A 25,514-nucleotide genomic window follows, 5' to 3' on the forward strand; every position below is an offset into this window, starting at 1 on the left:
AAATTCGAATATATCAGCGATTCGACAAAGGATATCGACCTTTCAACAAATAATGACAAAAAACAAGAGTCTACTGGCTCTTGTTTCCCAATATGTTAAAGAGGCTGATCGCTATAAGCAATCAGCCTCTTTTTTTACTGTTCAGCGGTTTGCCCTGCTGGCTTTAATAGAAGCCAGCCGATAAATAGTGTAAGTAGTGCGAGCGCAAATGTACTCATATAAATAACATGTACGCTAGAAGCTAATGCCTCTTGTGATTTTGTTACTACATTTGCTGCGCCGCCGTGCCCACCTGAGACAAGATCAACATTTTGCATGCCTTGCGCGTGGATCATCGTATTAAAGATTGTTCCGAAGATAGCAGCACCTAATGTTTGACTAAATGTATTAATAAATGTGTTTAAGCCGACTGCTGTTCCGCGTGTGTGTGCTGGGACAGCTGCTTGAATGGTTACCATATAAATAGGTGTGATAAGGCCCATCCCTAACCCGAAGAGTCCGACTGCAACATAAATAAGAAATGCTGGTGAATGAGTTGATAATGTAAATAATAAGAAGGTAGCAATGGATAAAATGCTAGCTCCAAGTAAAATAATTTGTTTCGTTTGTAACTTACCAACTAAATTGCCAGAAAAAATCGCGCCGAATGTCCACATAACAGGAATTGGCATAAGAATAAGTCCAGCTTCTGTCGCATTTTTTCCTAATACACCCTGGCTCCAAATTGGAAGGTACATTGTAATACTAATAATCATTGCACCAGCAATCAGTGTTAGGATGTTTACTGTTGATAATGTACGATTAGAAAAAAGTGCTAACGGAATTAATGGCTCCGGAGATTTTTTCTCAACGAATAAGAAAATAATGAATGAAATAGCTGCAAAGATTAAGAGGCCGATAATTGTAATGTCGCCCCAGTTTTGCTTACTACTTCCTGTTAGAAGTGCATAAAGTAACGCAATTGTACTTAGTGAGAAGATGATTGCACCAGGATAATCGATATGATGTTTCGCTGGTTTAATTGACTCTTTATAAGAAATGGCAATCATCGCACAAGCAAGAATTCCAAATGGAACGTTTAAGAAAAAGATGTAACGCCAAGAAAGAGAATCAACTAAGAATCCACCTACTAGCGGCCCAATAACACCTGAAACGCCCCAAACAGCACTCATCCAACCTTGTGCTTTTGCACGATCTTTTGCTTCGCTATATAAGTCGCCGATAATCGTCATTGTAATTGGCATAACAGCGCCAGCACCTATACCTTGAAGAGCACGGAAGATGATTAATTGTTCCATTGATGTCACGACTCCGCATAGTGCAGAACCAATTAAAAAGATGGCTGCACCAATGAGAAGTACTTTTTTACGGCCGAATAAATCGGCTAATTTCCCATAAATGGGAGTTGAGACAGCTGTTGCTAGCATATAAATTGCATATACCCAGCTAACAAGTTCGACTCCAGATAAATCACTCGTTATACGAGGGATTGCTGTACTTACAATCGTTCCTTCTACAGCGGAAAGAAACGTCATTAACATTAAAGATATCATGACTTGTTTTCGCATATGTTTTCCCCTTTGTTTCAATTATTCAACATTATAAAATATAAAGCTACTAAGCTATATAAAGCAACAAAAAAGAAACAAGAGTGGAAAGAATCCACCCGTGTTTCTTTTTTAGTACCGCACTTTCGCGTTTTGTCCTGCAGTTGTTCCGGCAATTCGACCTGTAACAAGAGCAGAAGTAATATTATAGCCACCCGTGTAACCATGAATATCAAGAACTTCCCCACAGAAGTATAGGCCATTCATGAATTTAGAGGCCATTTCTTTCGGATAAATTTCTTTAACAGAAACACCGCCGCCTGTAACGAATGCTTTTTCAAGAGGCTGTGTGCCGTTTACTGTTATTTTAAACTCTTTGAAGTCTTTCACAAGTGCGCGAATCTTTTCGTTAGAAACTTGTCCAGCTTGCTCGCTACCGTCAATTTCGTTTCTTTCTAATAAGAATAAGAAGTAACGCTCAGGAACATATCCTTTTAACACATTTTTGATTCCTTTTTTCGGTTCTTCTTTCATTTGTTTCATCATGCGCTGGAAGAGTTGTTCGCCATTTTCTTCCGGCAATGCATCAATGCTCATTTCTACCGCACGCATTTTAAATTTTTTCATCGTCTTTACAACGAATTGACTACAACGAAGAGCAGCTGGGCCAGAAATACCAAAGTGGGTAAAGAGCATGTCCATTTTATGAGAAATGACAATTTTACCTTTTGGATCCAGTACACTTACATTTACATCGCGTAAAGCAAGTCCTTGCAGTGTACGATCACGAATAAATGGTTCGCTTGAAGTAATTGGAACTTCTGTTGGGAAAAGCTCAGTAATGGTATGCCCAGCTTTTTCAGCCCAAGCGTAACCGTCCCCAGTTGAGCCAGTATGAGGAACAGATTTCCCGCCAACGGCGATAACAACATGGTTTGTTTCAAGCACTTCACCTGTTTTGAGAACAACGGATTTTGTTTGACCGTCTTCATATTCGATTGTTTCAACTGGTGTATTGGTACGGATTTTAACGCCTAGTTCGTTTAGTCTTGTTAATAAAGCATCTACAACTGATTGTGCTTTATTAGAGACAGGGAACATGCGGCCATGGTCTTCCTCTTTTAACTTTACGCCAAGCTTTTCGAAGAATGTAATAATATCTTCATTATTAAAAATAGAAAAAGCACTGTATAAAAAGCGACCATTTCCTGGTATATGTTTGACAATTTCATCAAGTGGTAAGCGATTTGTTACGTTACAGCGACCTCCACCAGAAATAGCAAGTTTACGTCCAAGTTTATTTCCTTTATCAAGAAGCAAGACGCGTGCGCCTTCTTCAGCAGCACCGATTGCGGCCATCAATCCTGAAGGGCCTCCTCCGATGACAATAACATCATAATGCATAGTATATCGACCTCATTTTCTACATTTCCTGCCTAAAAGAATAGCATGTTTTCGTAGAAAAGAAAAATTCAGTGAGGTACTGTTTCACTGAAGAATTGTGGTACAATACAAAGGTTAGAGTTCAGCGTTATATATGTAGGAGGATCATCTATGTCCGATTCAAAATTTCTGCGCGGAACGCTTATTGTGACGTTAGGAACTTTTTTAGTTAAGTTCTTAGGCATGATTTATGTCTTTCCATTTCATGCCTTAGTTGGCACAGAAGGCGGAACGCTCTATACGTATGGATATATTCCATATACGATCTTTTTAAGTATTGCAACGGCGGGGGTGCCGCTTGCTGTTTCAAAATTTGTTTCTAAATATAATGCGCTTGGAGATTATAAGACGAGCCGGAGAATGTTCCGCTCGGGAATGGTTATGATGATTGCAACAGGAATCCTTTCCTTCCTCGTTCTTTACATGTCTGCGCCATTATTTGCTGAGGCAATGCTGGGTAAACAAAGTGTACACAATAGTATAGAAGACGTTACGATGGTTATTCGCCTCGTCAGTTTTGCGCTTATTGTTGTACCAGCAGCAAGCTTAATTCGTGGTTATTTCCAAGGTCATCAATCAATGGGGCCAACTACGGTATCGCAAATTATTGAACAAATTATTCGTATTGTCTTTTTATTAGCGGGTAGTTTTATTGTCATTAAAGTAATAGGAGGATCAGTAGCAGCAGCAGTTGGAGTGGCAACTTTCGCAGCATTTGTTTCAGCTGTGGGAGCGCTCGGTGTGTTAATATGGTACTGGTTAAAACGCAAAAAGCATCTCGATCAATATTTAATTGAACAAACTGTCCCAGAATCAACAGTAAGTACAATTCAATTATTTAAAGAATTATTTGCGTATGCAATTCCTTATGTTGTTATTGGGTTAACAATTCCTTTATATCAACAAATTGATACATTAACATTTAACTCTATTATGCAAGCAATTGGACAAGGGGATATTGCAGAGCGAGCACTCGGTATCTTCACAATGTGGACGCATAAATTAATTATGATTCCTGTTTCACTTGCGACGGCGTTTAGTTTAACGCTTGTTCCAGCAATTACAAAATCATTTACAGAAAAACAATTTCGTTATTTAAAACTACAAATTACGCAAACATTCCAGGCAAATATGTTTTTAACATTGCCGGCGGTAGTTGGTATTTCTACGCTTGCGTATCCGATTTATACAGCGTTTTATGAAAAGGATCCATTAGGTGGACAAATACTGATGTGGTACGCGCCAGTTGCGTTACTATTTGCTTTATTTACAGTAACTGCAGCCATCTTGCAAGGAATTAACCAACAAAAACATGCAATCATTGCACTTGGTATGGGTGTTATTTTGAAATTCTTATGTAACGTAATCTTTATTCGTTATTTCGGCACAATTGGAGCTGTTTTAGCGACAGCTGTCGGTTTCTTAGTTTCCGTCTGGTATACGAATAAACAGATTCGAAAATATGCACACTATTCATTCGGTGTCGTATATAAGAGAACTTTCCAAATTGCAGTATTAACAATTGTGATGGTCGTTGTAGTCAAACTATCCCAAGGAATTTTATCCTTTGTGATTTCGCCTGATGGCCGTTTTGGTGCACTCATTACAGTTGCGATTTGTGCTGGTATTGGTGGTCTTGCTTACGGATTATTAGCAATTCGCACAGGTGTACTAGAAAGAGTATTTGGTGGAGAAGCTTTAGAAAAGATTCAGCGCAAACTTGGCGGTAAGTTGAAAATAAAGTTGAAATCAAAAGGGGCGTAATACACGTCCCTTTTCTATGATAAATACAAGAAGGTGAAAGAATGAGATTAGATAAATTATTAGCAAATATGGGATACGGAAGTAGAAAAGAAGTAAAGAAACTATTAAAAGACGGTGTTGTAAAAATTGATGGAACGCCAGTAAAAGACGCGAAGTTTCATGTGAATGTGGAAGAACAAGAAGTGACGATTCACGGTGAGATTGTTGAATATAAGGAATTTGTATATTTAATGCTGCATAAACCACAGGGCGTTATTTCGGCAACAGAAGATGATAACCATGAAACAGTTGTCGATTTATTGGAATTGGAAGATGCAATCTTTGATCCGTTTCCAGTTGGAAGACTTGATATTGATACAGAAGGCTTTCTATTATTAACAAATGACGGGAAACTTGCTCATCAGCTATTATCTCCGAAAAAGCATGTACCAAAAAAATATTATGCACACGTAGCTGGAGTTGTAACAGAAAAAGATGTAGAAGAATTTGCAAAAGGTGTTATTTTAGATGATGGCTATGAAACAAAGCCGGGCGAGCTTACCATTCTGAAAAGCGATGATGTATCTGAAATCGAGCTTGTTATTACAGAAGGGAAATTCCATCAAGTGAAGCGTATGTTTGAAGCTGTTGGAAAGAAAGTTGTTTACTTAAAGAGAACAGAGATGGGTCCTTTAGTGTTAGATGAAGAATTAGAACTTGGTCAGTATCGCGAATTAACAGATGAAGAAGTAGAAATGTTAAAAACATATCAAGTTCAAGCAGAAAGCTAAGATTGAGACCGATTCCAATAAATAGAAAGAACCCCTTTCTGATTTCACAGAAAGGGGTATGTATTATATTTTAGATACAATTGTTTTCGTTACGAGGTCATTCTCACTTTCTTTCCTGTTGTTGTCCACTTACCGCGGCAAGGGCTATACACGAGCTCATTAAACTGCAACACATTCAGATCACGTTGTATTGTTCGTGGTGTGATCCCGAACTCATCTACAAGGTCTTTCGTCGTTACCGTACCATTCTCATTGATGTACATATAAATTGATTTAATGCGTGTTAGCATACGAGTAGTTGTAGGTTTCAAGAGAAAACCACTCCTCTACTAGTTTTTTTGACCCCATTCAGGAAAGAAGGTCTTTACTTCCATTGTACTCCACATGACAAATTTCATGCTTTCATCTAGTTAAATTTTACAAAAGTTTAACAAATAATAAAATAGAAAAATATTGGTAGTTGACATTCTATGTCTCTTCTATCAACTACCACATAAATTTCTACGTAAACCGTCAAATTCCTGCAAATTTTTTTAGAAAAACAAAAGAAAAACTAGTTCGAAATATCTGAAATATTACAATTGTTCGTTACTTAATGTTCTCCTGTTGGCATATCAGATTTTCGTTTGCTATGATGAAAGAGAGAATATAGAAGAGGTGAATGAGTTATGTCAGTAATTAATTGGACAGAAGAAGTTGAGAAAAGAAAAGAAGAATTAATTCATGACGCGCAGCAATTTCTGCAAATTAAAAGCGTATGGGAAGAAGAAACAGCAAAAGAAGGGGCGCCGTTTGGAGAAGGTGTAGCGAAAGCACTTTCGTTCATGCTACATAAAGGGGAAGTAGAAGGATTTACTTCTAAAAATTTAGAAGGGTATGCAGGGCATCTTGAAATGGGACAAGGAGAAGAATTAGTGGGTATTCTTTGTCACGTTGACGTTGTACCAGAAGGAGATGGTTGGACAACACCTGCATACAGCGCTGATATTCGTGATGGAAAGATTTTTGCACGTGGTGCAATTGATGATAAAGGGCCGACAATGGCAGCTTATTATGCGATGAAAATTGTAAAAGAATTAGGGTTACCACTTTCAAAACGCGTACGTATGATTTTAGGAACGGATGAAGAAAGTAACTGGAAATGTGTTGATCACTATTTTAAGAATGAAGAAATGCCAACAATGGGATTTGCACCAGACGCTGATTTTCCTATTATTAATGCGGAAAAAGGGATCTCTGATATACAAGTTGTGCAAAAGAATAGTGAAACAAAAAGCGGAGAATATGAGCTTGTTTCATTTTCTTCAGGTCGTCGTTTAAATATGGTTCCTGATTTCGCAGAAGCAGTGATTACGACTGAAAAGGCAGCGACGATTAAAGATACTTACGAACAATACTTACAAGCTGAGAAGAAAACAGGGACAGCAAATGTAGAAGGAAATACTGTGACATTACAAGTAGAGGGAGTTTCTGCTCACGGTTCTACTCCTGAAAAAGGTGAAAATGCTGGTCTCTTGTTAGCGAACTTTTTAACAACGATTGCTCTTGACGGTAAAGGTGCTTCATTTGCGGCATTTGTTGCAGAAACATTTACGAACGATACGCTTGGAGAAAAAGCAGGGATCGCTTATAAAGATGAAATTAGCGGACCGTTAACAGTGAATGTGGGGCGCCTTTCTTATACGAAAGAAGAAGGCGGAAACTTAGGATTAAATGTACGCTACCCAGTAACAACGAATTTTGAAGAGACAGTGCAGAAACTAAAAGACTATGCCAGCAAGAACGACTTCCAAGTAGCTGATTACTCTAACTCACGTCCACATCATGTTAATAAAGATCATGTTTTAATTCGTACATTGCAACGTGTGTATGAAGAACAAACAGGAGAGAAAGCAGAGTTATTAGCAATCGGCGGTGGTACATATGCTCGTTCATTAAAAGCTGGCGTTGCATTCGGACCGCTATTCCCTGGTAAAGAAGAACTTGCCCATCAAAAGGATGAGTATATTGAAATAGAAGATTTACTAAAAGCAACAGCAATTTATGCACAAGCAATTTATGAATTAGCGAAATAGGTTAATTGTATGCTGAAATATGACCGCTCTCTATTTGGAGGGCGGGTTTCTTTATATTGTTGGAATGAGATACAAAAGAAGAGCAACAATAATAAAAAGGAGAAGATATAAATGGTACCACATTATTTTTTAGCAGTTACCTTGCCAGATCATATAAAAGAAAGGCTTGCGAGTTATAAAGAAGAAATGAAAGATAAGTTACCATTTCGCTCATGGGTACATAAAGAAGACTATCATATTACACTTGCTTTTTTAGGGAGTGCAACGCAGGAACAACTGCAAGGAATAGAGAAAGGATTACAACTCCTTGTGAATACACCAGAGTTAAATCTTACGCTGCAAAACTTTTCTACATTCGGCCTAGTAGAGAGCCCGCGTATATTTTGGGCTGGATTGCAAAAAAATCAAGTGTTATTTGATTTGCAAAAGCAGGTGCATGCGATTTGTGAGAGAAATGGTTTTTTACTTGAAACACGTCCGTATCATCCGCATATTACTGTTGCCCGTAAGTGGATGGGAGAAGAAAAATTTAATCTTACAAACCTGAAAACAATGGATGCGTTATTGTTTCAAGCTGACACCATTACATTGTACGAGTCTCACGTCCATCAAACTCCGAAGTATAAGTCAATTTATGAAATAAAGTTACAGAACTTTAAAGTGTAAAAAACGTTTCTTATGAATGTGAATATACTATAGAAAATAGTAAGTTTGTGTGTAGTGTGCGATTCACCTTTAGGAATACCTATTTTTAAAAGGTAGTTTCATTTTAATTTCGAGAATGATGGTGATTTTTTATGCTGAAAGTAAAGCGTCCATTTGAAGCCTATTTAGATGAAATGAATAAAATTACAATCTTGCTCCCGCATACGTATGGAACAAGCCGGACATTTTTTATACAGGAAGGAAATCATGTATGGGAGCTTAAGATTGTTCAAATCATATCTCTTTCAGATGTAACAAAGTATGAATGTTATATAGAAGATCCACTTGATGTGGGAAAGTATTATACAGTGCGAGATGAGCGAAATGAGGAAACAGATTTACAAATTGGAGCGGTTATTCGAACAGCTGTATTTGATGAAAAATATTATTATGATGGTAGCGATTTAGGAGTTTGTTATGGAAAGGAAAAAACAACTTTTAAGATGTGGGCACCAACTGCAAGACTTGCGAAAGTAAGAATTTATAAAAACGATAAAGAGTATATGGATTATGAGATGAAAAGAGAAGAGAATGGTGTTTGGTCCTATGTTTTACAAGGAGATTTTGAAGGGGCGCAGTACACATTTCTCGTTTGTATTAATTTGATATGGAATGAAGCTGTAGATCCATATGCAAAATCCGTATCAGTTAATGGTAAGTATGGAATTGTGGTTGATCTTGAGAAGACATATATAAAGAAGCAAAATGCGTTGCCGAAAATAGATTCTTTTACCGATGCAATCCTTTATGAAGTCCATATTCGTGATGCTACTATGCATCCAAATAGTGGTGTGATAAAAAAGGGGACATATGCGGGATTAACAGAAGAGAATACGAAGGGGACACTTGGGACAGAGACGGCCTTTTCTTACATAAAAGGCTTAGGGGTTACACATGTTGAAATTTTACCTCTTCATCATTTTGCTGGAGTAGATGAAATGCGTCCTTTTGCGGCGTATAACTGGGGCTATAATCCATTGTATTACAACGTCCCAACAGGCGTGTATGCAAGTGATCCTACCGATCCTTATAATCGAATCAAGGATTGTAAACAACTTATTGAGAAGTTTCACGAACGTGGCCTCCGCGTGATTTTGGATGTTGTATACAACCATGTATATGAAAGAGAAACGTCATCTTTTGAAAAGCTTGTACCGGGATATTATTTCAGACATGATGAAAATGGCATGCCATCAAATGGAACGGGAGTTGGGAATGATATAGCATCAGAACGAAAAATGATGCGGAAATTTATTATTGATTCTGTTCTATATTGGCTTACTGAATATAACGTTGATGGTTTTCGCTTTGATTTAATGGGAGTTTTAGATGTGGAAACAATGAATGAATTAGAAAAGGAAGTCAGAAAAATAAAAAAGGATGCACTGTTGTTGGGGGAAGGTTGGGATTTACAAACACCGCTTTCGCTAGAGGAGAAAGCGACGCTTAACAATGCAAACAAAATGCCGCGAATAGCACAGTTCAACGATCAATTTCGTGATGCGATAAAAGGTAGTACGTTTGATGTAAGTAAGCGTGGTTTTGCGTTTGGAGGAAGTGTAGATCACGCCCATTTACAATATGTGCTAACAGGAAGTCTTGTAAATGAAAAAAGAGAAGGGTTATTTTTAGAGCCCATTCAAAGTGTTAACTATGTGGAATGTCATGACAATATGACGATGTGGGATAAACTCGTGCGCAGCAATCAGGAAGCGGAAGAAGTGCAAAAAAGACGTCATCGCCTAGCGACAGCAATGACATTACTCTCACAAGGAATCCCGTTTTTACACGCAGGACAAGAATTTTATCGTTCTAAGAAAGGGAATGAAAATAGTTATAATGCGCTTGATGAAATTAATCAGCTTGATTGGAATCAAAAAGAGAAAGAAATGGAAACGATTGCTTATATACAAGGTTTGATTGCGATTCGTAAGGCGCATAGAGCGTTTCGCTTACCGGAGGCTCATCTTATAAAGAAGCATATGACATTTTTACAAGCGCCTCCTGCTATTGTTGCTTATCATTTACAAAATGTAGGGGAGTTCGGTCCGTGGAAAGAAATTGTTGTTTTGTTTCATAATGGTGTGCAATTAGAGAGGATTTCGCTGCCAAAACATGAAATGTGGTACGTATTAGCCGATGATACAAAAGCAAAAATACAGCCAATTTCTTCATTTCAAGGAAGTGAATTTCAAGTGGCTCCGATTAGCTCGTATATATTGGCGATAATGTGACAAATCGCTACTTGACGATGAGAATGTAATAAATGTAGAATTGACAAAGGTGACGATTTCGATAAATTGTCATTCTACTATTGATTTTGTAAAATAAAGTAAAAGGATGGGCGGTTCGTTTGTCCTCATCTCTTGGCTTATGCCAAGTTTTCTTTCATTTAATTACAGTAAAAAAATATATGAATCCACAACATGTTCAAAAGGTGTTGCGGTTTTTCTTTTCATAACTATAAAAGATAAGGATTTGTTAACGGGTAATGAATATGGAATGGTTGGAACAATTATTAGGAGAAGAGTGGAGTCTCATACCAGCTGGTGGGGCAACGGGCGATGCGTATATTGCGCAAAATGGACAACAAAAGCTATTTTTAAAGCGGAATACATCGCCTTTTTTAGCGGTATTGTCGGCAGAAGGAATTGTTCCAAAATTACTTTGGACAAGAAGAGTGACAAACGGCGATGTAATTTCGGCTCAAAAGTGGCTTCCAGGGAAAAAGCTAGAGCCAGAGGATATGAAACTAGAGCGTGTTGCGAAGCTTTTAAAAAAAATACATTCGTCTAAAGCACTTGTGCAAATGATACAAAGGCTTGGAAAGCAGCCGCTGCATGCACAGGAGTTATTAGAACAATTGTATTTTATTTTAAGAGGAGACATAAGAACGGATGAAACGATTCAGACAGGGCTGGAGTATTTAAAAGCTACATTGAAGGATATTGAATATGATGAATTTGTTGTATGTCACTGTGACGTGAATCATAACAATTGGTTATTATCGAATGAAGATGAATTATTTTTAATTGATTGGGATGGAGCTGTTATTGCAGATCCTGCCCTCGATCTTGGCATGTTATTACATTGGTATGTTCCGCGTCACGAATGGGACGAGTGGTTAGCGTATTATGGGATTCAAATGAATGAATCATTGGTTCAGCGTATGAAATGGTATGTAGTGGCACAAACTATTTTATCTATTCAATGGCATATAACAAAAAAACAGCAAGCAGAAGCTGAATATTGGCATCAATATTTACAGCAACTACTTGCTTCAGAGTAAAGAATTAAGAGAAATTGTCCATTCCAGAAATCCATTGTGTGAGTTGCTCTTGATTACTAGAAATATGATTGTCTAAATCAGGAGAATATTTACCCGATTGACTATAGTAATATACATCGTTTAGCATTGCTTTTACATCGCTGTTCACGTTATCGTTTGCAAGCAATGATTGAATGAGCCGTTCTAATTGTTCGCACTCAGAAACCGTTCCACAGCAATCACTTTGGTGGTTGATTAAAATATCTTTTAAAACTTCTAATTGATGTTGTTGATTAATCGGCATGACTGGATCATCCTTTCGATTGTTGTTCAATGTGAACAAGTAAGAGAAATTTTCTGTTTCGTCATGGAGTAGCTAATCAGTGGCTAACGAAACCTTTCTACAGAAATGAAAGTTTCGTTCTATGCTCTTTGTAGTTTGTATCAAAATGGTACACCTTATACTTGAAAGAAACGGACCGAGTGCTCGTACGTACTTGGTTTTTTGTTTGGTAGATTGATTAAAAAAGAAAGAAGGAATGAACCTTCAAAAAATAGTCTGGTAAAGAGAGGGAGACATCTATGCGTTTAAGACATAAACCATATGCAATGGATCGAATTAATGAATACTCACAGTTTGTAATTGGAAATCCAGAGGAGCGTCGTGGCAATTGGCAAGAAGTGTTTGGAAATGACAATCCAATTCATATTGAAGTAGGAACAGGTCGTGGCCGTTTCGTTTATGAGATGGCAAAAGCGAACCCGCATATTAATTATATCGGAATTGAAAAATTCACAAGTGTTATCGTAGATGCGCTTGATAAGTTAATTGAAGAAGAAGTACCAAACTTAAAATTGATTAATAAAGATGCTGAAGATTTAACCGTGTTCTTTGCAAACGGTGAAATTGACCGTGTGTATTTAAATTTCTCAGATCCATGGCCAAAAAACCGCCACGCAAAGCGTCGTTTAACGTATAAAACGTTTTTACGTAATTATGAAGAAGTGTTAGTAACGGGCGGAGAAATTCATTTTAAAACGGATAACCAAGGTTTATTTGAATACTCTCTTATGAGTATGGCTGAATATGGTATGCTACTCACATTCCTTAGCTTAGATCTTCATAATAGTGATTTTGAAGGTAACATTATGACGGAATATGAAGAGAAATTTTCTAGTAAAGGACATCGTATTTATCGTGTTGAAGCGAAATATCGTACAGAACCTGCGCAGTAATGCACAGGTTTTTTTATACGGAAAAATAATCTGAATTTTATGTTAAAATAAAGATGAAAAGGGGGAATGTGGAATGGAATCTTTAAAAATCGGAGAAATCAAAGTGACATGGCTCTGCGGTGGGAATACACATTTAGATGGGGGAGCAATGTTTGGTGTTGTACCGAAAGTTTTATGGTCACGCAAATATAAACATAATGATACAAATCATATTTATTTACGGACAGACCCATTGCTTGTGCAAACGAAAGATGGGAATATGCTTATTGATTCAGGAATTGGAAATGATAAAATGAATGAAAAGATGAAGCGGAATCAAGGTGTGACGGAAGAATCGTCAGTGGAAATTTCTTTAGCCGAGCTTGGTTTAAAGCCACAAGATATCCATTATGTATTAATGACGCACCTTCATTTTGATCATGCATCAGGATTAACGAAGTGGGAAGGTAGTAGGCTTGTTCCAACGTTCCCAAATGCAAAAGTATACGTGTCAGAAACAGAATGGAATGAAATGAAAAGTCCTAATATTCGTTCTCGTAATACATATTGGAAAGAAAATTGGGAGCCGATTGTAGAGCAAATTGTCACCTTCAAAGAAGAAATCCAAATTTCAGATGAAGTAAGAATGGTGCATACAGGCGGACATAGTGATGGTCATGCTGTGATTGTTCTTGAAAGTCAGGGGGAAACGATGCTCCATTTAGCAGATTTATTGCCAACGCACGCTCACCAAAACGTACTATGGGTCATGGCTTATGATGATTACCCAATGACATCTATTGAACATAAGCAGAAGTGGATGAAGTATGGAATGGAGAAAAAGGCGTGGTTTACATTTTACCATGATGCGTATTACCGCGCTGTGAAGTGGGATGAAGAAGGAAATATGCTTGAGAAGGTAGAACGAAAAGAAGTGAATGTATCAAGCGAAGTGTAAGAAAGATAGAAGCATGAAGTGGAGAGGACCCCTCCACTTCATGCTTCCTTACAACTACAAACCACTTCGTTGTAAGGATTTGTCGAAAGAATAAACTTTAAAATATTCTGAAAATTGTTATAATATCTCTGAGTTACTACATTATTACACGTTCTATATGAGAAGCGTTTTATCCCGCATTAACAGGCAGTAAGCCCCCACCTCAAGATTCAGAGGGAAACGGGGAAGATAGGTAGGGGGAGGGCTGCCCGTAAAAGCCCGATTGGTGAGGGCTAATAATCAGTGGGGGATGAAGAACCCCCTACTGATTAAAGTTTCACTTTATTCGAAAGGGGGAAATATATTGTATATAACGATTGGAAAATTGCTTGAATTGACTACTGAAAGTTATCCAAATAAAGAAGCAATTGTTGAACCGAAGAAAAATATTCGCTGGACGTATACAGAATGGAATGAACAAGTGAATAAGCTAGCTCATGCACTTCAAAAAAGTGGTATACAAAAAGGTGACCGCGTTTCGACATTTCTCTTTAATAGTAGTGAGCTCGCAACTACATGTTTTGCTTGTGCAAAAATTGGTGCCATATTTAACCCAATTAATTTTAGATTAAAACCACAAGAACTCAGTTATATATTAGAAGATGCCTCTCCAAAAATCGTACTTTTTGAACAGCAATTATCCTCTCAAGTACAAAGCATTCATAAACAATTTCCTCATATTCAGTTCTGGTACATCGACCAAACTCATCCGTCGTTTTCTATTTCATATGAAGAAAAACTATCCAATGCATTACCACAATTTGAAGCAGTAGAAGTAAAAGAAGATGATGTTTGTTCCATTATGTATACAAGTGGAACAACTGGTTATCCAAAGGGGGTACTTCACCGGCACCGAGAAATTATTGATCAAAGTTTGATGGGAATCGCATATTTACATTACACCGAAAATAGTCGTGGTCTTGTAACAGCACCAATGTTTCATTGTGCAGAGCTGCATTGTTGTTTCGTTCCAAGGGTACATAGCGGTGGCACAAATATTATTCTGCACCATTTCGATGCAAAGAATGTTCTTGAAATGATTGAAAAAGAAAAGGTTACTGTTATGTTTGCGGCACCTACCATGTGGAATATGATGTTGCAGGAAGATTTAATGCGATATGATTTATCTTCTCTTCGGTACGGTTTATATGGAGCAGCTTCAATGGCACCGGCACTTGTAAAAGCTTGTGATGAAAAATTGAATGTTTCATTAGTACAAGCTTATGGTATGACGGAAATGGGACCGGCAGTTACTTTTTTACGAGAGAATGAGCAACTTACTAAAGTAGGTTCTGCAGGAAAAGCTGCCTATAATCATGAAATTCGTATTGTCCGTCCAAATGAAGAAGGTCCATCTGAGCCCAATGATATAGTAAGGCCGTATGAAATCGGAGAAATTATTATGCGGGGTTCCTGTTTGATGAAAGGGTACTACAACAATGAAGAGGCGACAGCAAAAGCCCTATATAAAGGATGGTATCATTCAGGAGATTTAGGCTATGTAGATGCAGATGGTTATTTGTATGTTGCAGATCGCGTTGACGATATGCTTGTTAGCGGTGGAGAAAACATTTATCCACGTGAAGTCGAAGATTTTTTGTATACGCATGAAAGCATTTTAGATGTTGCGGTACTTGGAGAAAAAGATGAGCTTTGGGGAGAAAGTGTTTTAGCGTACATCGTTTCAAAAGATCAGTCTCTTACCGCAGAAATATTAGATGAGTACTGTAAAGCAAGTGATAAACTTGCTGATTATAAACGTCCGCGTCGCTATGTATTTGTTGAACAATTGCCAAGGAATGCGAGCGGTAAAATTCAAAAATTTATTTTACGTAGCCAAGTGATAGAAGAGGAATCTAAGGAGAGGATATGATGAAACATAAGTATTTACAGGAAGAGCATCACATTTTTCGTGATGCTTTTCATAAATTTTTAGAAAAGGAAGCATATCCATACTATGACGAATGGGAAAAAAACGGGATGATTCCTCGTTCTTTCTGGACAAGTATGGGAAATAAAGGTTTCCTTTGTCCGATGGTAGATGAGCAGTATGGTGGAGCAGGTGCTGATTTTGGATATTCGATTGTCATTAATGAGGAACTTGAAAAGGTTGGATCAAGTTTAATTGGAATTGGTTTGCATAATGATATTGTTGTTCCATACTTCACGCAGTACGGAACAGAAGAACAAAAGAAACGCTGGTTACCAAAATGCGTAAGCGGTGAATATATAACTGCAATTGCGATGACAGAGCCAGGAGCAGGTTCTGACTTGGCGAGTATTCGAACAACGGCAAGGAAAGAAGGTGCTGATTATGTCGTGAATGGTGAAAAAACATTTATTACAAATGGTATTCATGCGGATTTAGTCATTGTTGTTTGTAAGACAGACACAAATGTTAAACCAGTTCATAAAGGAATGAGCCTGCTCGTTTTAGAAAGAGGAATGGAAGGATTTAAAAGAGGAAAAAAACTAAAAAAAATTGGCTTACATAGTCAAGATACAGCGGAACTTATTTTTGAAGATGTAAAAGTCCCTGCTTCTAATTTGTTAGGGGAAGAAGGAAAAGGCTTTTATTATCTAATGGAAAAGTTGCAACAAGAACGTCTTATCGTTGCAATTGCAGCGAAAACAGCAGCGGAAGTGATGCTACATATAACGAAAAAGTATGTAAAAGAGAGAAAAGCATTCGGGAAACATATAAGCGATTTTCAAACGGTACAGTTTCGATTAGCAGAGATGTATACGGAAATTGAAATTGGTAAAACATTTGTAGATGACTGTATTACTGCTCATATGAATGGCGAGAATATTGTAACAAAAGTATCGATGGCGAAGTGGTGGTTAACAGATCTTGCAAAAAAAGTAGCAGCGGAGTGCATACAACTGCACGGCGGATATGGCTACATGGAAGAATATGAGATTGCGCGCCGTTATCGTGATATTCCGGTAAGTTCGATTTATGCTGGGACGAATGAAATCATGAAAAATATAATTGCAAAAAGTATGGACCTATGATGCTGTAAGGAATAATCGTTATTGATATCTCTCATTCTATTACCCAATAGTATTCAAGACTATTTTGCAACGAATGTTTTGTTTGAATGCATTACATAGAAAAAATGAAAAGTAATGGTAGGAGGAATACGATGATTCAAAATATCGCAGTAATTGGTGTAGGAATTATGGGAAGTGGAATCGCCCAGGCGTTAGCGATGGGTGGTAAACATGTGAAAATGTATGATGTATCGGAAGAAAGTTTACAAAAGTCTTATGGAACGATCACCAAAAGCTTGAGTCGTTTCGTAAGCGCAGGACGTATGACGGATGAAGAGAAAAATGGAATCTTATCCAATATAACTTCTACAGTTATATTGCAAGAGGCTTGCCAAAATGTAGAGCTTGTTATTGAAGCTGTACCAGAAATATTACAGTTGAAGAAGGAGATTTTTCAAAAGCTAGATTTATATACAGCGCAATCTACCATTCTAGCAACAAATACCTCTGAGTTAAGTGTAACTGCGATTGCAAGTGCAACGAGTCGTCCCGAAAAAGTAGTCGGAATGCACTGGTTTAACCCTGCTCCTGTTATGAAGCTCGTTGAAATTGTACGAGGAGTGGTTACGGCAGAAAGCACAATACAAGCAGTAAGAACAGTATCAGAAGAACTTGGAAAAGAAACGGTAGTTGTGAAAGATATGCAAGGATTTGTGACATCGCGGGCAATTGCTATTCATATGTTAGAGTGCATGCGTATGTATGAAGAAGGCATTACAAGTAAAGAGGAGATTGATAAAGCAATTAAGCTTGGTTTGAACTATCCAATGGGACCATTTGAACTAGCAGATTATGTAGGACTAGATACAATGCTATTTGCGAGCAAAGGACTAACAGAAGCATTTGGTGATAGGTTTAGAGCACCGCAAATACTTGTGAAACTTGTAGAAGCAGGGCATCTTGGAAGAAAGACTGAGAAAGGTTTTTATGATTATTCAAAAGGGAAAGTAGGAGAGAAAATATGAAGCGAGATGTTGTCATTGTTGAAGCTGTACGTACGCCGGTTGGTAAAAGAAATGGAGCGTTTCGTTTACTTCATCCAGTACAACTTGCGGCAGTTGCACTGGATGAAGTAACAAAACGGGGAAATATAGAGAAAGGACTCATAGAAGATATTGTTATGGGTTGTGTAACGCCAATTAACGAACAAGGTTTTAATATTGGAAGACTTTCAGCACTCGAAGCAGGTTTTCCTATAACAGTTCCGGCAGTAACGATTAATCGTCTTTGCGGTTCTGGGCAACAGGCGATTCACTTTGCCGCGCAAGAAATTAAATCAGGGGATATCGATATTACAATTGCAGCTGGTGTAGAACATATGACAAAAGTTCCTATTTTAAGCGATGGAAATGAACAGACTATCCCAAGTAGTCTTCATGAAAAGTATCAAATTGTACATCAAGGTGTGTCTGCTGAGATGATTGCAGAAAAATACGGTATTACCCGTGAACAGTTAGATACTTACGCGTTAGAAAGTCATAGACGAGCACTTCAAGCGATTGAATCTGGAAACTTTCAGCGAGAGATTGTCCCACTGCGCGGTGTAGATAAAGAAGGAAATGAAATATTAGTTGAAAATGATGAAGGACCGAGAAGGGATACTTCTTATGAAGCGTTAGCCAATTTAAAAACGGTGTTTAAAGAAAATGGAGTAATTACAGCAGGGAATGCAAGCCAAATTAGTGATGGTGCTGCAGCGATCTTGCTGATGGATAGTGAAAAAGCGAAAGAGCTGGGGTGTAAAGCGCGTGCTCGTATTGTGAATCAAGTGGTTGTTGGTTCTGATCCGACGACAATGCTTGATGGTGTTATCCCTGCAACGAAAAAAGTGCTGCAAAAATCAAATTTAACAATTCAGGATATGGATGTTATAGAGATTAATGAAGCATTTGCATCGGTTGTGTTAGCATGGCAAAAGGAAATGGAAGCAGATTTGCAAAAGGTCAATGTTAATGGTGGTGCAATTGCATTGGGTCATCCACTTGGGGCAACTGGTGCGAAATTAATGACTTCTCTTCTTCATGAATTGGAGAGGAGGCAGGGAAGATATGGCCTGCTGACAATTTGCATTGGACATGGGATGTCGACTGCAACGATAATTGAAAGAATGTGAAAAGGCGTGCAGAAATTCGTCTGCACGCTGTTATGTGGCTACTGCTTGTAAAATATCGATTGGTGAGAGTTAATAATCAGTTGATAAGGAAGCAAACCCTCTACTGATTAAAGTTTTACTTTATTTAAACGTATGTTTTCGGATTTTTAGAGTTCCTTTAGGCCGCTTTTACTTCTAAAACTGTACCTGTTTTTGCATCTACTAAAAATTCGAATCGTTCTTGTATATCATTCAAAATTGTTGTAAGACCGCCGCGGTATACTTCGTACGCGACATCATATTTTTCAAATGTCTCTGGAACCATATGTACCCAAGAGCCAGTAACTTCGCCTTTATGACTTAATGCTTGTTTCACCATTTTCAATGCTTTTTCTGAAGAAATATGGGATTGTTCTTGAACTTTGTTTGCAACAAGATAACCAGCTGCAAAACCAACACCAACACCAGCTAGTAAACCTTTCCAGCTCATATATTCACCTCACTTCTATAAAATAGTGTATCGATAACAATTATAATGCAATTTTAACGAAAAAAGAAGAAACTAGAAACATTTCGAAAATTTCGTTACAATAAAAAGAGGTATTCTACTAAGGTTTGAAAGAAGGGGACTTCGTGAATAAAGAGACATTAGAATTATTTCGCACGTTAACAGAATTACAAGGTACATCAGGATTTGAGCATGATGTGCGCCGCTTTATGAAACAAGAGCTAAGTAAATATGCAGATGAAATCGTCCAAGATGGTTTAGGTAGCGTATTCGGCCTGAAAAAAGGGGATGAAACTGGCCCACGTGTACTTGTAGCTGGTCATATGGATGAAGTCGGCTTTATGGTTACGCAAATTATGAAAAACGGAATGATTCGTTTTCAAACGCTAGGCGGCTGGTGGAGTCAAGTATTACTAGCACAGCGTGTACAAATTATGACGAAAAACGGACCGGTTGTTGGGGTTGTTGGTTCCATTCCCCCTCATTTATTAAGTGATGCGCAACGTGCAAAACCAATGGATATAAAAAATATGTTAATTGATATCGGTGCAGATAGTTATGAAGATGCGCTTGAAATTGGTGTGAAACCAGGACAACAAATTGTTCCAATTTGTCCGTTTACACCGATGGCAAATGAAAAGAAAATCATGGCAAAAGCTTGGGATAACCGTTATGGCTGTGGGCTTGCGATCGAATTATTAAAAGAACTAAAAGATGAAACATTACCAAATACATTATATTCTGGTGCAACTGTACAAGAAGAAGTAGGACTTCGAGGGGCGCAAACAGCTGCGAACATGATTCAGCCAGATATTTTCTATGCGCTTGATGCAAGTCCAGCAAATGATGCATCTGGGGATAAAACGCAGTTCGGCCAATTAGGAAAAGGAGCGCTTCTTCGTATTTATGACCGTACAATGGTAACACATAGAGGAATACGTGAATTTATTTTAGATACAGCAGAAACACATAACATTCCATACCAATACTTTGTTTCACAAGGTGGTACAGATGCTGGTCGTGTACATACAAGTAACTCTGGTATTCCGTCAGCAGTAATTGGTGTTTGCGCTCGTTACGTTCATACACATGCATCTATTTTACATGTGGATGATTATGCAGCAGCGAAAGAATTGATTACGAAACTTGTGAAAGCAACAGATAAAACGACGTTAGAAACAATTAAAAATAACGCTTAAAAGAGAGGGATAAAACCCTTTCTTTTTTTGATGGAAAAGAGTGTCTGCTCATTTATAAATCAATAGTGGAGGAACCACATGACAAAAAAATGGGTAATAATCGGTATTATAGTGTCGGTTATAGCTATACTATTTTTGGTGAATCGCAGTGTCTTTGAGGAGGGAGTGAAAGATGCAGATATTCATGAAATCGTACAATTTATGGAGGACATGAAGAACGGAAAAGAGGGAGAAATTACAGTAGCTCGTCAATATTTTGGAGGAAAGGCTTCTTTAGCCAGTGATGCACCTAAAGAGGCAGAAGGTTGGCTCATATATCATTTAAAATCCCATTATGATGAAAAAACAAAAGAAAGTTGGATAGAAGTGATACCTGACCTGAGTCGTTTCAAGCAGTCACCGGATCTTCCTATTGAAATTATTACTTCGCCAGAGCAATGTAGTTACATAAGTTATAAGCGGGATTTAGAAAGAGACACAGGAAAATACATGCTGACAGAATGTACGCATAGATGGGAATATGAATTGCCATAAAAAATAATTCGAATTTTTTCGTATTGACCAGGATGTATATAGAGATCGAGGTGGATAAGATGAAAGTAGCAATTGGATCGAAAAATCAAACAAAAGTAGGAGCCGTACAAGAAGTATGGAAAGATGCGATTATTACTGCAGTTTCCGTTCCTTCAGGAGTCGCAGCGCAACCATTCTCTGATGAAGAAACGATGCAAGGTGCAATCAATAGAGCAAAGCGAGCGCTAGAAGCAGAGCAAGCTGACATCGGGTTTGGATTAGAAGGAGGCGTTATGAAAACAGATCACGGCTTGTTTATGTGTAACTGGGGTGCTTTAGCAACAAGGGAAGGGAAAATATTTATAGCGGGCGGGGCGCGTATTAAGTTACCCGACGATTTTCTTGCTCCTCTTGAAAGCGGGAAAGAGCTAAGCGAAGTCATGGAGGAATTTGTAATGCGGAAAGATATTCGCAGTCATGAAGGTGCAATTGGAATCTTCACAGATCATCATGTGGATCGTACAGGGTTATTTGTACATATTGTAAAGCTGTTAATTGGACAATATAAGTATGATGAAAAGCAAGCATAAACCTTGCACCATGCGTGATGTATGGTAGTATAAAAGAAAGATTACACATGAAAAGATACACTTCGTTAGAGGAGGAAATATAGATGAAATCATTAGAAAGTATGGAGCAATTCCAAGAGTTAAAAAATGAAGAGAAAGTAATTTTTATGTTCTCAGCAGAATGGTGCCCAGATTGCCGTTTTGTTGATCCATTTATGCCGGAAGTGGAAGAGAAATATAGTGATTTCTCATTTTACTATGTAGATCGTGATGAATTTATTGATCTATGCGTGAAATTAGACGTATTTGGCATTCCGAGCTTTGTAGCGTACAATAAAGGTGAAGAAACTGGACGCTATGTAAACAAAGATCGTAAAACACAAGAACAAATTGAAGCGTTTATTGAAGGGTTAAAATAAGGCGAGTAGCCAATTAAATTGTAAAAGCAACCTCTACCTTCGCGGGGGAGGTTATTTTTTTGGAAGGGAGGCAAACAAGATGAAAATGACAAATAAAAAAATGAAAGAAGAGCTAATGAGTAGATTAGCTCGCCCAGAATGGGAATTTCATTATGATAGTGAAAAAGATGTACTTCGCATTGAGCAAAAAGATACGAAAAAAGGTATTAACATTTCGCTTCCAGGAGTTGTAGCAAAATGGGAAGTGAAAAAAGAAGCGGCAATTGAAGATGTCGTCTATTACGTGCAAGAGGCACTGGTTGCAATGCATAAAGAAGAAAGCAGTGCAGCAAAAATTCTGCCGGTTATTCGCTCTACTTCTTTCCCGAAACAAGCCGAGGAAGGCAATCCGTTTTTAATGACGGATCATACAGCAGAAACGCGCATTTATTATGCATTAGACTCTAATAAAACATATCGCTTAATTGATGAGCGTTTATTACAAAAATTAGGGCTTACTGAGCAGCAAGTACGTGAAATGGCATTGTTTAATGTGCGTTCATTAAGTCATACATTTAAGCAAGATGAAGTAGCAGGAAATACATTTTATTTCTTAAACACAAATGATGGCTATGATGCGAGTCGTATTTTGAATGAATCGCTATTACAATCAATGCGTGAAAAGATTTCAGGCGACATGGTGGTGGCTGTTCCGCACCAAGATGTTTTAATTATTGCTGATATCGTGAACGAAATCGGTTATGATATTATTGCACAAATGACAATGAAGTTTTTTGCTGAGGGTCATGTTCCGATTACATCACTTTCATTTGTATATGAAGATGGGAACTTTGAGCCGATCTTTATTTTAGCAAAAAATCGGAAGAAGACAGATGGAAAAGAGAAAGGATGAACAAAGTGAACGTTTTTTATAACCTTGAAGGAATTGGCGACACATTAATCGTTGCCTTACAAGATATCACATTAGAAAACCGTACGTTTGACCGCAAAGGAGATGTTGCTCGCGTTTATGATCGTGAAAGCAATGTAACAGGAGGATTTAACATCTTTAATGCGTCTTCTTATGTAGAAGTAAAGGAAACTGGAAACCTTACTTTGACAAAAGAGCTTGTTGAAAAGATCAATGAAATCTTAGCGAAGAATGGCTTTGAAGAAAAAGTAGAAGCAGATCTAACGCCGAAATTTGTTGTTGGCTACGTAGCTGAAAAAGAAAAACATCCAAATGCTGATAAATTAAGCATTTGTAAAGTGGAAATTGGTACAGAGACATTGCAAATCGTATGTGGCGCACCAAACGTTGATGCAGGACAAAAAGTTGTTGTCGCAAAAATCGGTGCTGTAATGCCAAGTGGTATGCTAATTAAACCAGCTGAACTTCGCGGTACTCCATCTTCTGGTATGCTTTGCTCTGCACGTGAATTAGAGCTTCCAGATGCTCCGCAAGAAAAAGGTATCCTTGTATTAGAAGATAGCTATGAAGTTGGACAAGAATTTAAATTTTAATTGATATAGAAAAGTAGCCTCATTATAAAATGAGGCTACTTTTTTTGCGGAAATGTCCCTAGATTGTAACGCTTTTCCCAAAAAATCATATTGTATTTCAAAAACAAATTAGTTAAAATTTAGAAAAAATAGAAGGGGATAGGAGTGTATGAAACAGCATCCAAAAGTAAAAGAGCTTCTAGGTCTTATCGAAACTTCGAGGAAACATGATATTGAATTACAATCATTTGAAATATACTTATTTCATGAAAATGAATTGGAAAAGGGACAAACGGGATATCGATATGATAAAAACAAAAATTCGCTTATTGGTGGAAAAAAGGGAGATTGGCAAGAGGGTTGGATTGTTATTGGATATGAGACGGATATGGGTGATCCTATCTTTGTTGATATAAAGAATGATCTTCAGCCCATATACACAGCAGAAAAAGGAGCAGAGATATGGGAACCAGTTTGTATCGCACGTAGTATTGATGAGATTATGAAACTATTTTAAATATAGACATAAAAAGTGAAAAATCTAATTGAAAACCTTTCTCTTAAGTTGGAAGAGAGCGTCGACCTTACCCTATGCGGAGTGAAAACAAAGAGAGAATAAGAGTAGGTCCTTTTTTCTTCATAGCCGCGATTTATATGCGAAAACCTAAATAAAAATTGAAAAACCGGCATGAAATCTTTCTTTTTAGATGGGAGAGAAACGATGAAGTATATAAAAATGATGTGTGTAGTTGCATTACTTGGAATATATATGGGTGCATGCTCGAAAGAACAAGAAAAAGAAACGCTATCTACTGTTCAAGAAGAGAGTAAAAAGGTTGTAGAAAACAAGAAAGAAGCCCCGCCAGAGAAGCAAGAGAAGCAAGAGAAGAAAGTAGAAACTGAATTACCAGTGGAACAAAATGGAGAACAAGAGAAAAAAACTGAACAAGAGTTATCCACGGAGCAAGATCAAAAACAAGAGCCAAAGGTAGAACAAGTACCACCGGCTGAGGAATCAGCGAACCCTCCTGCGGTAAAAGTAGATGCTGAGCAAAAACAAGGGAAGTTTCTTGTGGTGATTGATCCAGGGCATCAAGAGAAAGCAAATTTAAATTTAGAACCAATTGGCCCGGGTGCAGTTGAACAGAAATATAAAGTGACTGATGGAACGACTGGTGTTGTGACGAAAAAACGAGAATCTGTTCTTGTATTAGAAGCTGCGGTTATGCTAAAAGAGAAGCTCGAAGCGAAAGGCATGCAAGTACTGATGACAAGAACAACACATGATGTTGACATCAGTAATAAAGAACGTGCGACATTTGCGAATGATCATCAAGCGAACTTATTTTTACGTCTTCATGCAGATGGTTCTGAAAATCGAGCGCAAACAGGGTTTGCTGTATTGACGCCAGCGGAAGGAAATACATATACAAAAGAAATTTATACAGAAAGCTTACAAGTTTCTCAAATAATCGTAAAGAAAATGAAAGAAAACAGCCAAGTAAAAGTAAATGGGATTAAGTTTCGAGATGATCTTTCCGGATTCAATTGGTCAAAAGTTCCAGGCGTTTTACTTGAACTTGGATTTATGTCGAATCCTGAAGAAGATCAGAAACTATCAGACACACAATATTTAGGATCTTTACTGCAAAGTGTGGCAGAGAGTGTAGAAGAATACCGGAGGATTAAGCTCTAAGTGGCAGCCTTATATATGAGGCTGCTATTTTCTTATATAAAAACAACTTTTTAAGGTAGTAGAGAGTATCAGATCGTGGATAGAAGCGATCAGGTCACCTTCCTGCGAGAACACGAGTACAAGGTCACTTTTTGTTTTTCGGGTACCGACTTATATGTTGAAAAATTAAAATAGATTTGTATTATACTTACTGAA

General features: G+C 37.7%; 25 protein-coding genes. 20 read left to right on the forward strand and 5 right to left on the reverse strand.

What is annotated here, in order from left to right; translation table 11 throughout:
* Positions 1-134: 134 nt before the first annotated feature.
* Entirely contained in the window at positions 135-1,568 is a 1,434-nt protein-coding gene (locus AC1M36_RS04610) for an MDR family MFS transporter (RefSeq protein ID WP_336450445.1), read from the reverse strand.
* Between the two features lie 111 nt (positions 1,569-1,679).
* Positions 1,680-2,951, reverse strand: coding sequence for a BaiN/RdsA family NAD(P)/FAD-dependent oxidoreductase (locus AC1M36_RS04615; protein WP_336450444.1), 1,272 nt, complete (start codon positions 2,949-2,951; stop codon positions 1,680-1,682).
* 150 nt (positions 2,952-3,101) lie between these two features.
* Between AC1M36_RS04615 and AC1M36_RS04620 the strand changes: the two genes are divergently transcribed.
* The gene (locus AC1M36_RS04620) at positions 3,102-4,754 is read left to right on the forward strand and encodes a putative polysaccharide biosynthesis protein (RefSeq protein ID WP_336450443.1); all 1,653 of its coding nucleotides are present in this window, start codon (positions 3,102-3,104) and stop codon (positions 4,752-4,754) included.
* A gap of 41 nt (positions 4,755-4,795) precedes the next feature.
* Positions 4,796-5,524 (forward strand): pseudouridine synthase, encoded by a 729-nt coding sequence (locus tag AC1M36_RS04625; RefSeq protein WP_336450442.1) that lies wholly within the window; start codon positions 4,796-4,798, stop codon positions 5,522-5,524.
* 89 nt (positions 5,525-5,613) lie between these two features.
* Here AC1M36_RS04625 and AC1M36_RS04630 read toward each other — a convergent pair whose 3' ends face one another.
* Complete coding sequence (locus tag AC1M36_RS04630; protein WP_000805512.1) at positions 5,614-5,835, reverse strand: DeoR family transcriptional regulator; 222 nt, start codon at positions 5,833-5,835, stop codon at positions 5,614-5,616.
* Between the two features lie 357 nt (positions 5,836-6,192).
* Between AC1M36_RS04630 and pepV the strand changes: the two genes are divergently transcribed.
* The 4 genes from pepV (at position 6,193) to AC1M36_RS04650 (ending at position 11,593) form a co-directional block, all read left to right on the forward strand.
* Entirely contained in the window at positions 6,193-7,599 is a 1,407-nt protein-coding gene (gene pepV, locus AC1M36_RS04635) for a dipeptidase PepV (protein WP_336450441.1), read from the forward strand.
* Between the two features lie 111 nt (positions 7,600-7,710).
* Complete coding sequence (gene thpR, locus AC1M36_RS04640; protein WP_336450440.1) at positions 7,711-8,265, forward strand: RNA 2',3'-cyclic phosphodiesterase; 555 nt, start codon at positions 7,711-7,713, stop codon at positions 8,263-8,265.
* Positions 8,266-8,396: 131 nt separating this feature from the next.
* Entirely contained in the window at positions 8,397-10,538 is a 2,142-nt protein-coding gene (gene pulA / locus AC1M36_RS04645; RefSeq protein ID WP_336450439.1) for a type I pullulanase, read from the forward strand.
* A 257-nt stretch (positions 10,539-10,795) separates the two neighbouring features.
* On the forward strand, positions 10,796-11,593 hold the full coding sequence (locus tag AC1M36_RS04650; protein ID WP_336450438.1) for a phosphotransferase family protein: 798 nt from the start codon (positions 10,796-10,798) through the stop codon (positions 11,591-11,593).
* 4 nt (positions 11,594-11,597) lie between these two features.
* Here the strand turns inward: AC1M36_RS04650 and AC1M36_RS04655 are convergent, their stop codons facing one another.
* The gene (locus tag AC1M36_RS04655) at positions 11,598-11,876 is read right to left on the reverse strand and encodes a YtzH-like family protein (RefSeq protein WP_174100190.1); all 279 of its coding nucleotides are present in this window, start codon (positions 11,874-11,876) and stop codon (positions 11,598-11,600) included.
* Positions 11,877-12,154: 278 nt separating this feature from the next.
* Between AC1M36_RS04655 and trmB the strand changes: the two genes are divergently transcribed.
* From trmB to AC1M36_RS04685, 6 genes are all read left to right on the forward strand, one after another.
* A complete protein-coding gene (trmB, locus tag AC1M36_RS04660) occupies positions 12,155-12,808 on the forward strand; it encodes a tRNA (guanosine(46)-N7)-methyltransferase TrmB (RefSeq protein ID WP_336450437.1) in 654 nt (217 codons plus the stop codon).
* 73 nt (positions 12,809-12,881) lie between these two features.
* Complete coding sequence (locus tag AC1M36_RS04665) at positions 12,882-13,745, forward strand: YtnP family quorum-quenching lactonase (protein WP_336450436.1); 864 nt, start codon at positions 12,882-12,884, stop codon at positions 13,743-13,745.
* Between the two features lie 343 nt (positions 13,746-14,088).
* Positions 14,089-15,657: a fatty acid--CoA ligase gene (locus AC1M36_RS04670; RefSeq protein ID WP_336450435.1), complete on the forward strand. Its 1,569-nt coding sequence runs from the start codon at positions 14,089-14,091 to the stop codon at positions 15,655-15,657.
* Positions 15,657-16,802: an acyl-CoA dehydrogenase family protein gene (locus tag AC1M36_RS04675; RefSeq protein ID WP_336450434.1), complete on the forward strand. Its 1,146-nt coding sequence runs from the start codon at positions 15,657-15,659 to the stop codon at positions 16,800-16,802. Before AC1M36_RS04670 ends, AC1M36_RS04675 begins: the two co-directional genes overlap by 1 nt.
* Before the next feature lie 131 nt (positions 16,803-16,933).
* Entirely contained in the window at positions 16,934-17,806 is an 873-nt protein-coding gene (locus AC1M36_RS04680; RefSeq protein WP_336450433.1) for a 3-hydroxyacyl-CoA dehydrogenase family protein, read from the forward strand.
* Entirely contained in the window at positions 17,803-18,954 is a 1,152-nt protein-coding gene (locus AC1M36_RS04685) for a thiolase family protein (RefSeq protein WP_336450432.1), read from the forward strand. The genes AC1M36_RS04680 and AC1M36_RS04685 overlap by 4 nt, the downstream gene beginning before the upstream one ends.
* Positions 18,955-19,111: 157 nt before the next feature.
* Here AC1M36_RS04685 and AC1M36_RS04690 read toward each other — a convergent pair whose 3' ends face one another.
* Positions 19,112-19,423: a PepSY domain-containing protein gene (locus tag AC1M36_RS04690; RefSeq protein WP_017153832.1), complete on the reverse strand. Its 312-nt coding sequence runs from the start codon at positions 19,421-19,423 to the stop codon at positions 19,112-19,114.
* A 143-nt stretch (positions 19,424-19,566) separates the two neighbouring features.
* Between AC1M36_RS04690 and AC1M36_RS04695 the strand changes: the two genes are divergently transcribed.
* The 8 genes from AC1M36_RS04695 (at position 19,567) to AC1M36_RS04730 (ending at position 25,319) form a co-directional block, all read left to right on the forward strand.
* The gene (locus AC1M36_RS04695; RefSeq protein WP_336450431.1) at positions 19,567-20,640 is read left to right on the forward strand and encodes a M42 family metallopeptidase; all 1,074 of its coding nucleotides are present in this window, start codon (positions 19,567-19,569) and stop codon (positions 20,638-20,640) included.
* A 78-nt stretch (positions 20,641-20,718) separates the two neighbouring features.
* Positions 20,719-21,174: a hypothetical protein gene (locus AC1M36_RS04700; RefSeq protein WP_336450430.1), complete on the forward strand. Its 456-nt coding sequence runs from the start codon at positions 20,719-20,721 to the stop codon at positions 21,172-21,174.
* 59 nt (positions 21,175-21,233) lie between these two features.
* Positions 21,234-21,743, forward strand: coding sequence for a DUF84 family protein (locus AC1M36_RS04705; RefSeq protein WP_336450429.1), 510 nt, complete (start codon positions 21,234-21,236; stop codon positions 21,741-21,743).
* Between the two features lie 83 nt (positions 21,744-21,826).
* Entirely contained in the window at positions 21,827-22,141 is a 315-nt protein-coding gene (locus AC1M36_RS04710) for a thioredoxin family protein (RefSeq protein WP_336450428.1), read from the forward strand.
* 79 nt (positions 22,142-22,220) lie between these two features.
* Complete coding sequence (locus tag AC1M36_RS04715; RefSeq protein WP_336450427.1) at positions 22,221-23,033, forward strand: DUF1444 domain-containing protein; 813 nt, start codon at positions 22,221-22,223, stop codon at positions 23,031-23,033.
* On the forward strand, positions 23,030-23,644 hold the full coding sequence (ytpR, locus tag AC1M36_RS04720) for a YtpR family tRNA-binding protein (protein ID WP_336450426.1): 615 nt from the start codon (positions 23,030-23,032) through the stop codon (positions 23,642-23,644). The genes AC1M36_RS04715 and ytpR overlap by 4 nt, the downstream gene beginning before the upstream one ends.
* Positions 23,645-23,792: 148 nt before the next feature.
* Positions 23,793-24,140: a thiamine transporter gene (locus AC1M36_RS04725; RefSeq protein ID WP_336450425.1), complete on the forward strand. Its 348-nt coding sequence runs from the start codon at positions 23,793-23,795 to the stop codon at positions 24,138-24,140.
* 204 nt (positions 24,141-24,344) lie between these two features.
* A complete protein-coding gene (locus tag AC1M36_RS04730) occupies positions 24,345-25,319 on the forward strand; it encodes an N-acetylmuramoyl-L-alanine amidase (protein WP_336450424.1) in 975 nt (324 codons plus the stop codon).
* Positions 25,320-25,514: the final 195 nt, after the last annotated feature.

Source organism: Bacillus sp. Medicinal_06 (assembly GCF_056711665.1).

What these genes read in the sequence shown, in the direction of transcription:
- AC1M36_RS04610 (WP_336450445.1), bottom strand. Translation starts at nt 1,568, where the DNA reads ATGCGAAAACAAGTCATGATATCTTTAATGTTAATGACGTTTCTTTCC.
- AC1M36_RS04615 (WP_336450444.1), bottom strand. Translation starts at nt 2,951, where the DNA reads ATGCATTATGATGTTATTGTCATCGGAGGAGGCCCTTCAGGATTGATG.
- AC1M36_RS04620 (WP_336450443.1), top strand. Translation starts at nt 3,102, where the DNA reads ATGTCCGATTCAAAATTTCTGCGCGGAACGCTTATTGTGACGTTAGGA.
- AC1M36_RS04625 (WP_336450442.1), top strand. Translation starts at nt 4,796, where the DNA reads ATGAGATTAGATAAATTATTAGCAAATATGGGATACGGAAGTAGAAAA.
- pepV (WP_336450441.1), top strand. Translation starts at nt 6,193, where the DNA reads ATGTCAGTAATTAATTGGACAGAAGAAGTTGAGAAAAGAAAAGAAGAA.
- thpR (WP_336450440.1), top strand. Translation starts at nt 7,711, where the DNA reads ATGGTACCACATTATTTTTTAGCAGTTACCTTGCCAGATCATATAAAA.
- pulA (WP_336450439.1), top strand. Translation starts at nt 8,397, where the DNA reads ATGCTGAAAGTAAAGCGTCCATTTGAAGCCTATTTAGATGAAATGAAT.
- AC1M36_RS04650 (WP_336450438.1), top strand. Translation starts at nt 10,796, where the DNA reads ATGAATATGGAATGGTTGGAACAATTATTAGGAGAAGAGTGGAGTCTC.
- AC1M36_RS04655 (WP_174100190.1), bottom strand. Translation starts at nt 11,876, where the DNA reads ATGCCGATTAATCAACAACATCAATTAGAAGTTTTAAAAGATATTTTA.
- trmB (WP_336450437.1), top strand. Translation starts at nt 12,155, where the DNA reads ATGCGTTTAAGACATAAACCATATGCAATGGATCGAATTAATGAATAC.
- AC1M36_RS04665 (WP_336450436.1), top strand. Translation starts at nt 12,882, where the DNA reads ATGGAATCTTTAAAAATCGGAGAAATCAAAGTGACATGGCTCTGCGGT.
- AC1M36_RS04675 (WP_336450434.1), top strand. Translation starts at nt 15,657, where the DNA reads ATGAAACATAAGTATTTACAGGAAGAGCATCACATTTTTCGTGATGCT.
- AC1M36_RS04680 (WP_336450433.1), top strand. Translation starts at nt 16,934, where the DNA reads ATGATTCAAAATATCGCAGTAATTGGTGTAGGAATTATGGGAAGTGGA.
- AC1M36_RS04685 (WP_336450432.1), top strand. Translation starts at nt 17,803, where the DNA reads ATGAAGCGAGATGTTGTCATTGTTGAAGCTGTACGTACGCCGGTTGGT.
- AC1M36_RS04690 (WP_017153832.1), bottom strand. Translation starts at nt 19,423, where the DNA reads ATGAGCTGGAAAGGTTTACTAGCTGGTGTTGGTGTTGGTTTTGCAGCT.
- AC1M36_RS04700 (WP_336450430.1), top strand. Translation starts at nt 20,719, where the DNA reads ATGACAAAAAAATGGGTAATAATCGGTATTATAGTGTCGGTTATAGCT.
- AC1M36_RS04705 (WP_336450429.1), top strand. Translation starts at nt 21,234, where the DNA reads ATGAAAGTAGCAATTGGATCGAAAAATCAAACAAAAGTAGGAGCCGTA.
- AC1M36_RS04710 (WP_336450428.1), top strand. Translation starts at nt 21,827, where the DNA reads ATGAAATCATTAGAAAGTATGGAGCAATTCCAAGAGTTAAAAAATGAA.
- AC1M36_RS04715 (WP_336450427.1), top strand. Translation starts at nt 22,221, where the DNA reads ATGAAAATGACAAATAAAAAAATGAAAGAAGAGCTAATGAGTAGATTA.
- ytpR (WP_336450426.1), top strand. Translation starts at nt 23,030, where the DNA reads ATGAACAAAGTGAACGTTTTTTATAACCTTGAAGGAATTGGCGACACA.
- AC1M36_RS04725 (WP_336450425.1), top strand. Translation starts at nt 23,793, where the DNA reads ATGAAACAGCATCCAAAAGTAAAAGAGCTTCTAGGTCTTATCGAAACT.
- AC1M36_RS04730 (WP_336450424.1), top strand. Translation starts at nt 24,345, where the DNA reads ATGAAGTATATAAAAATGATGTGTGTAGTTGCATTACTTGGAATATAT.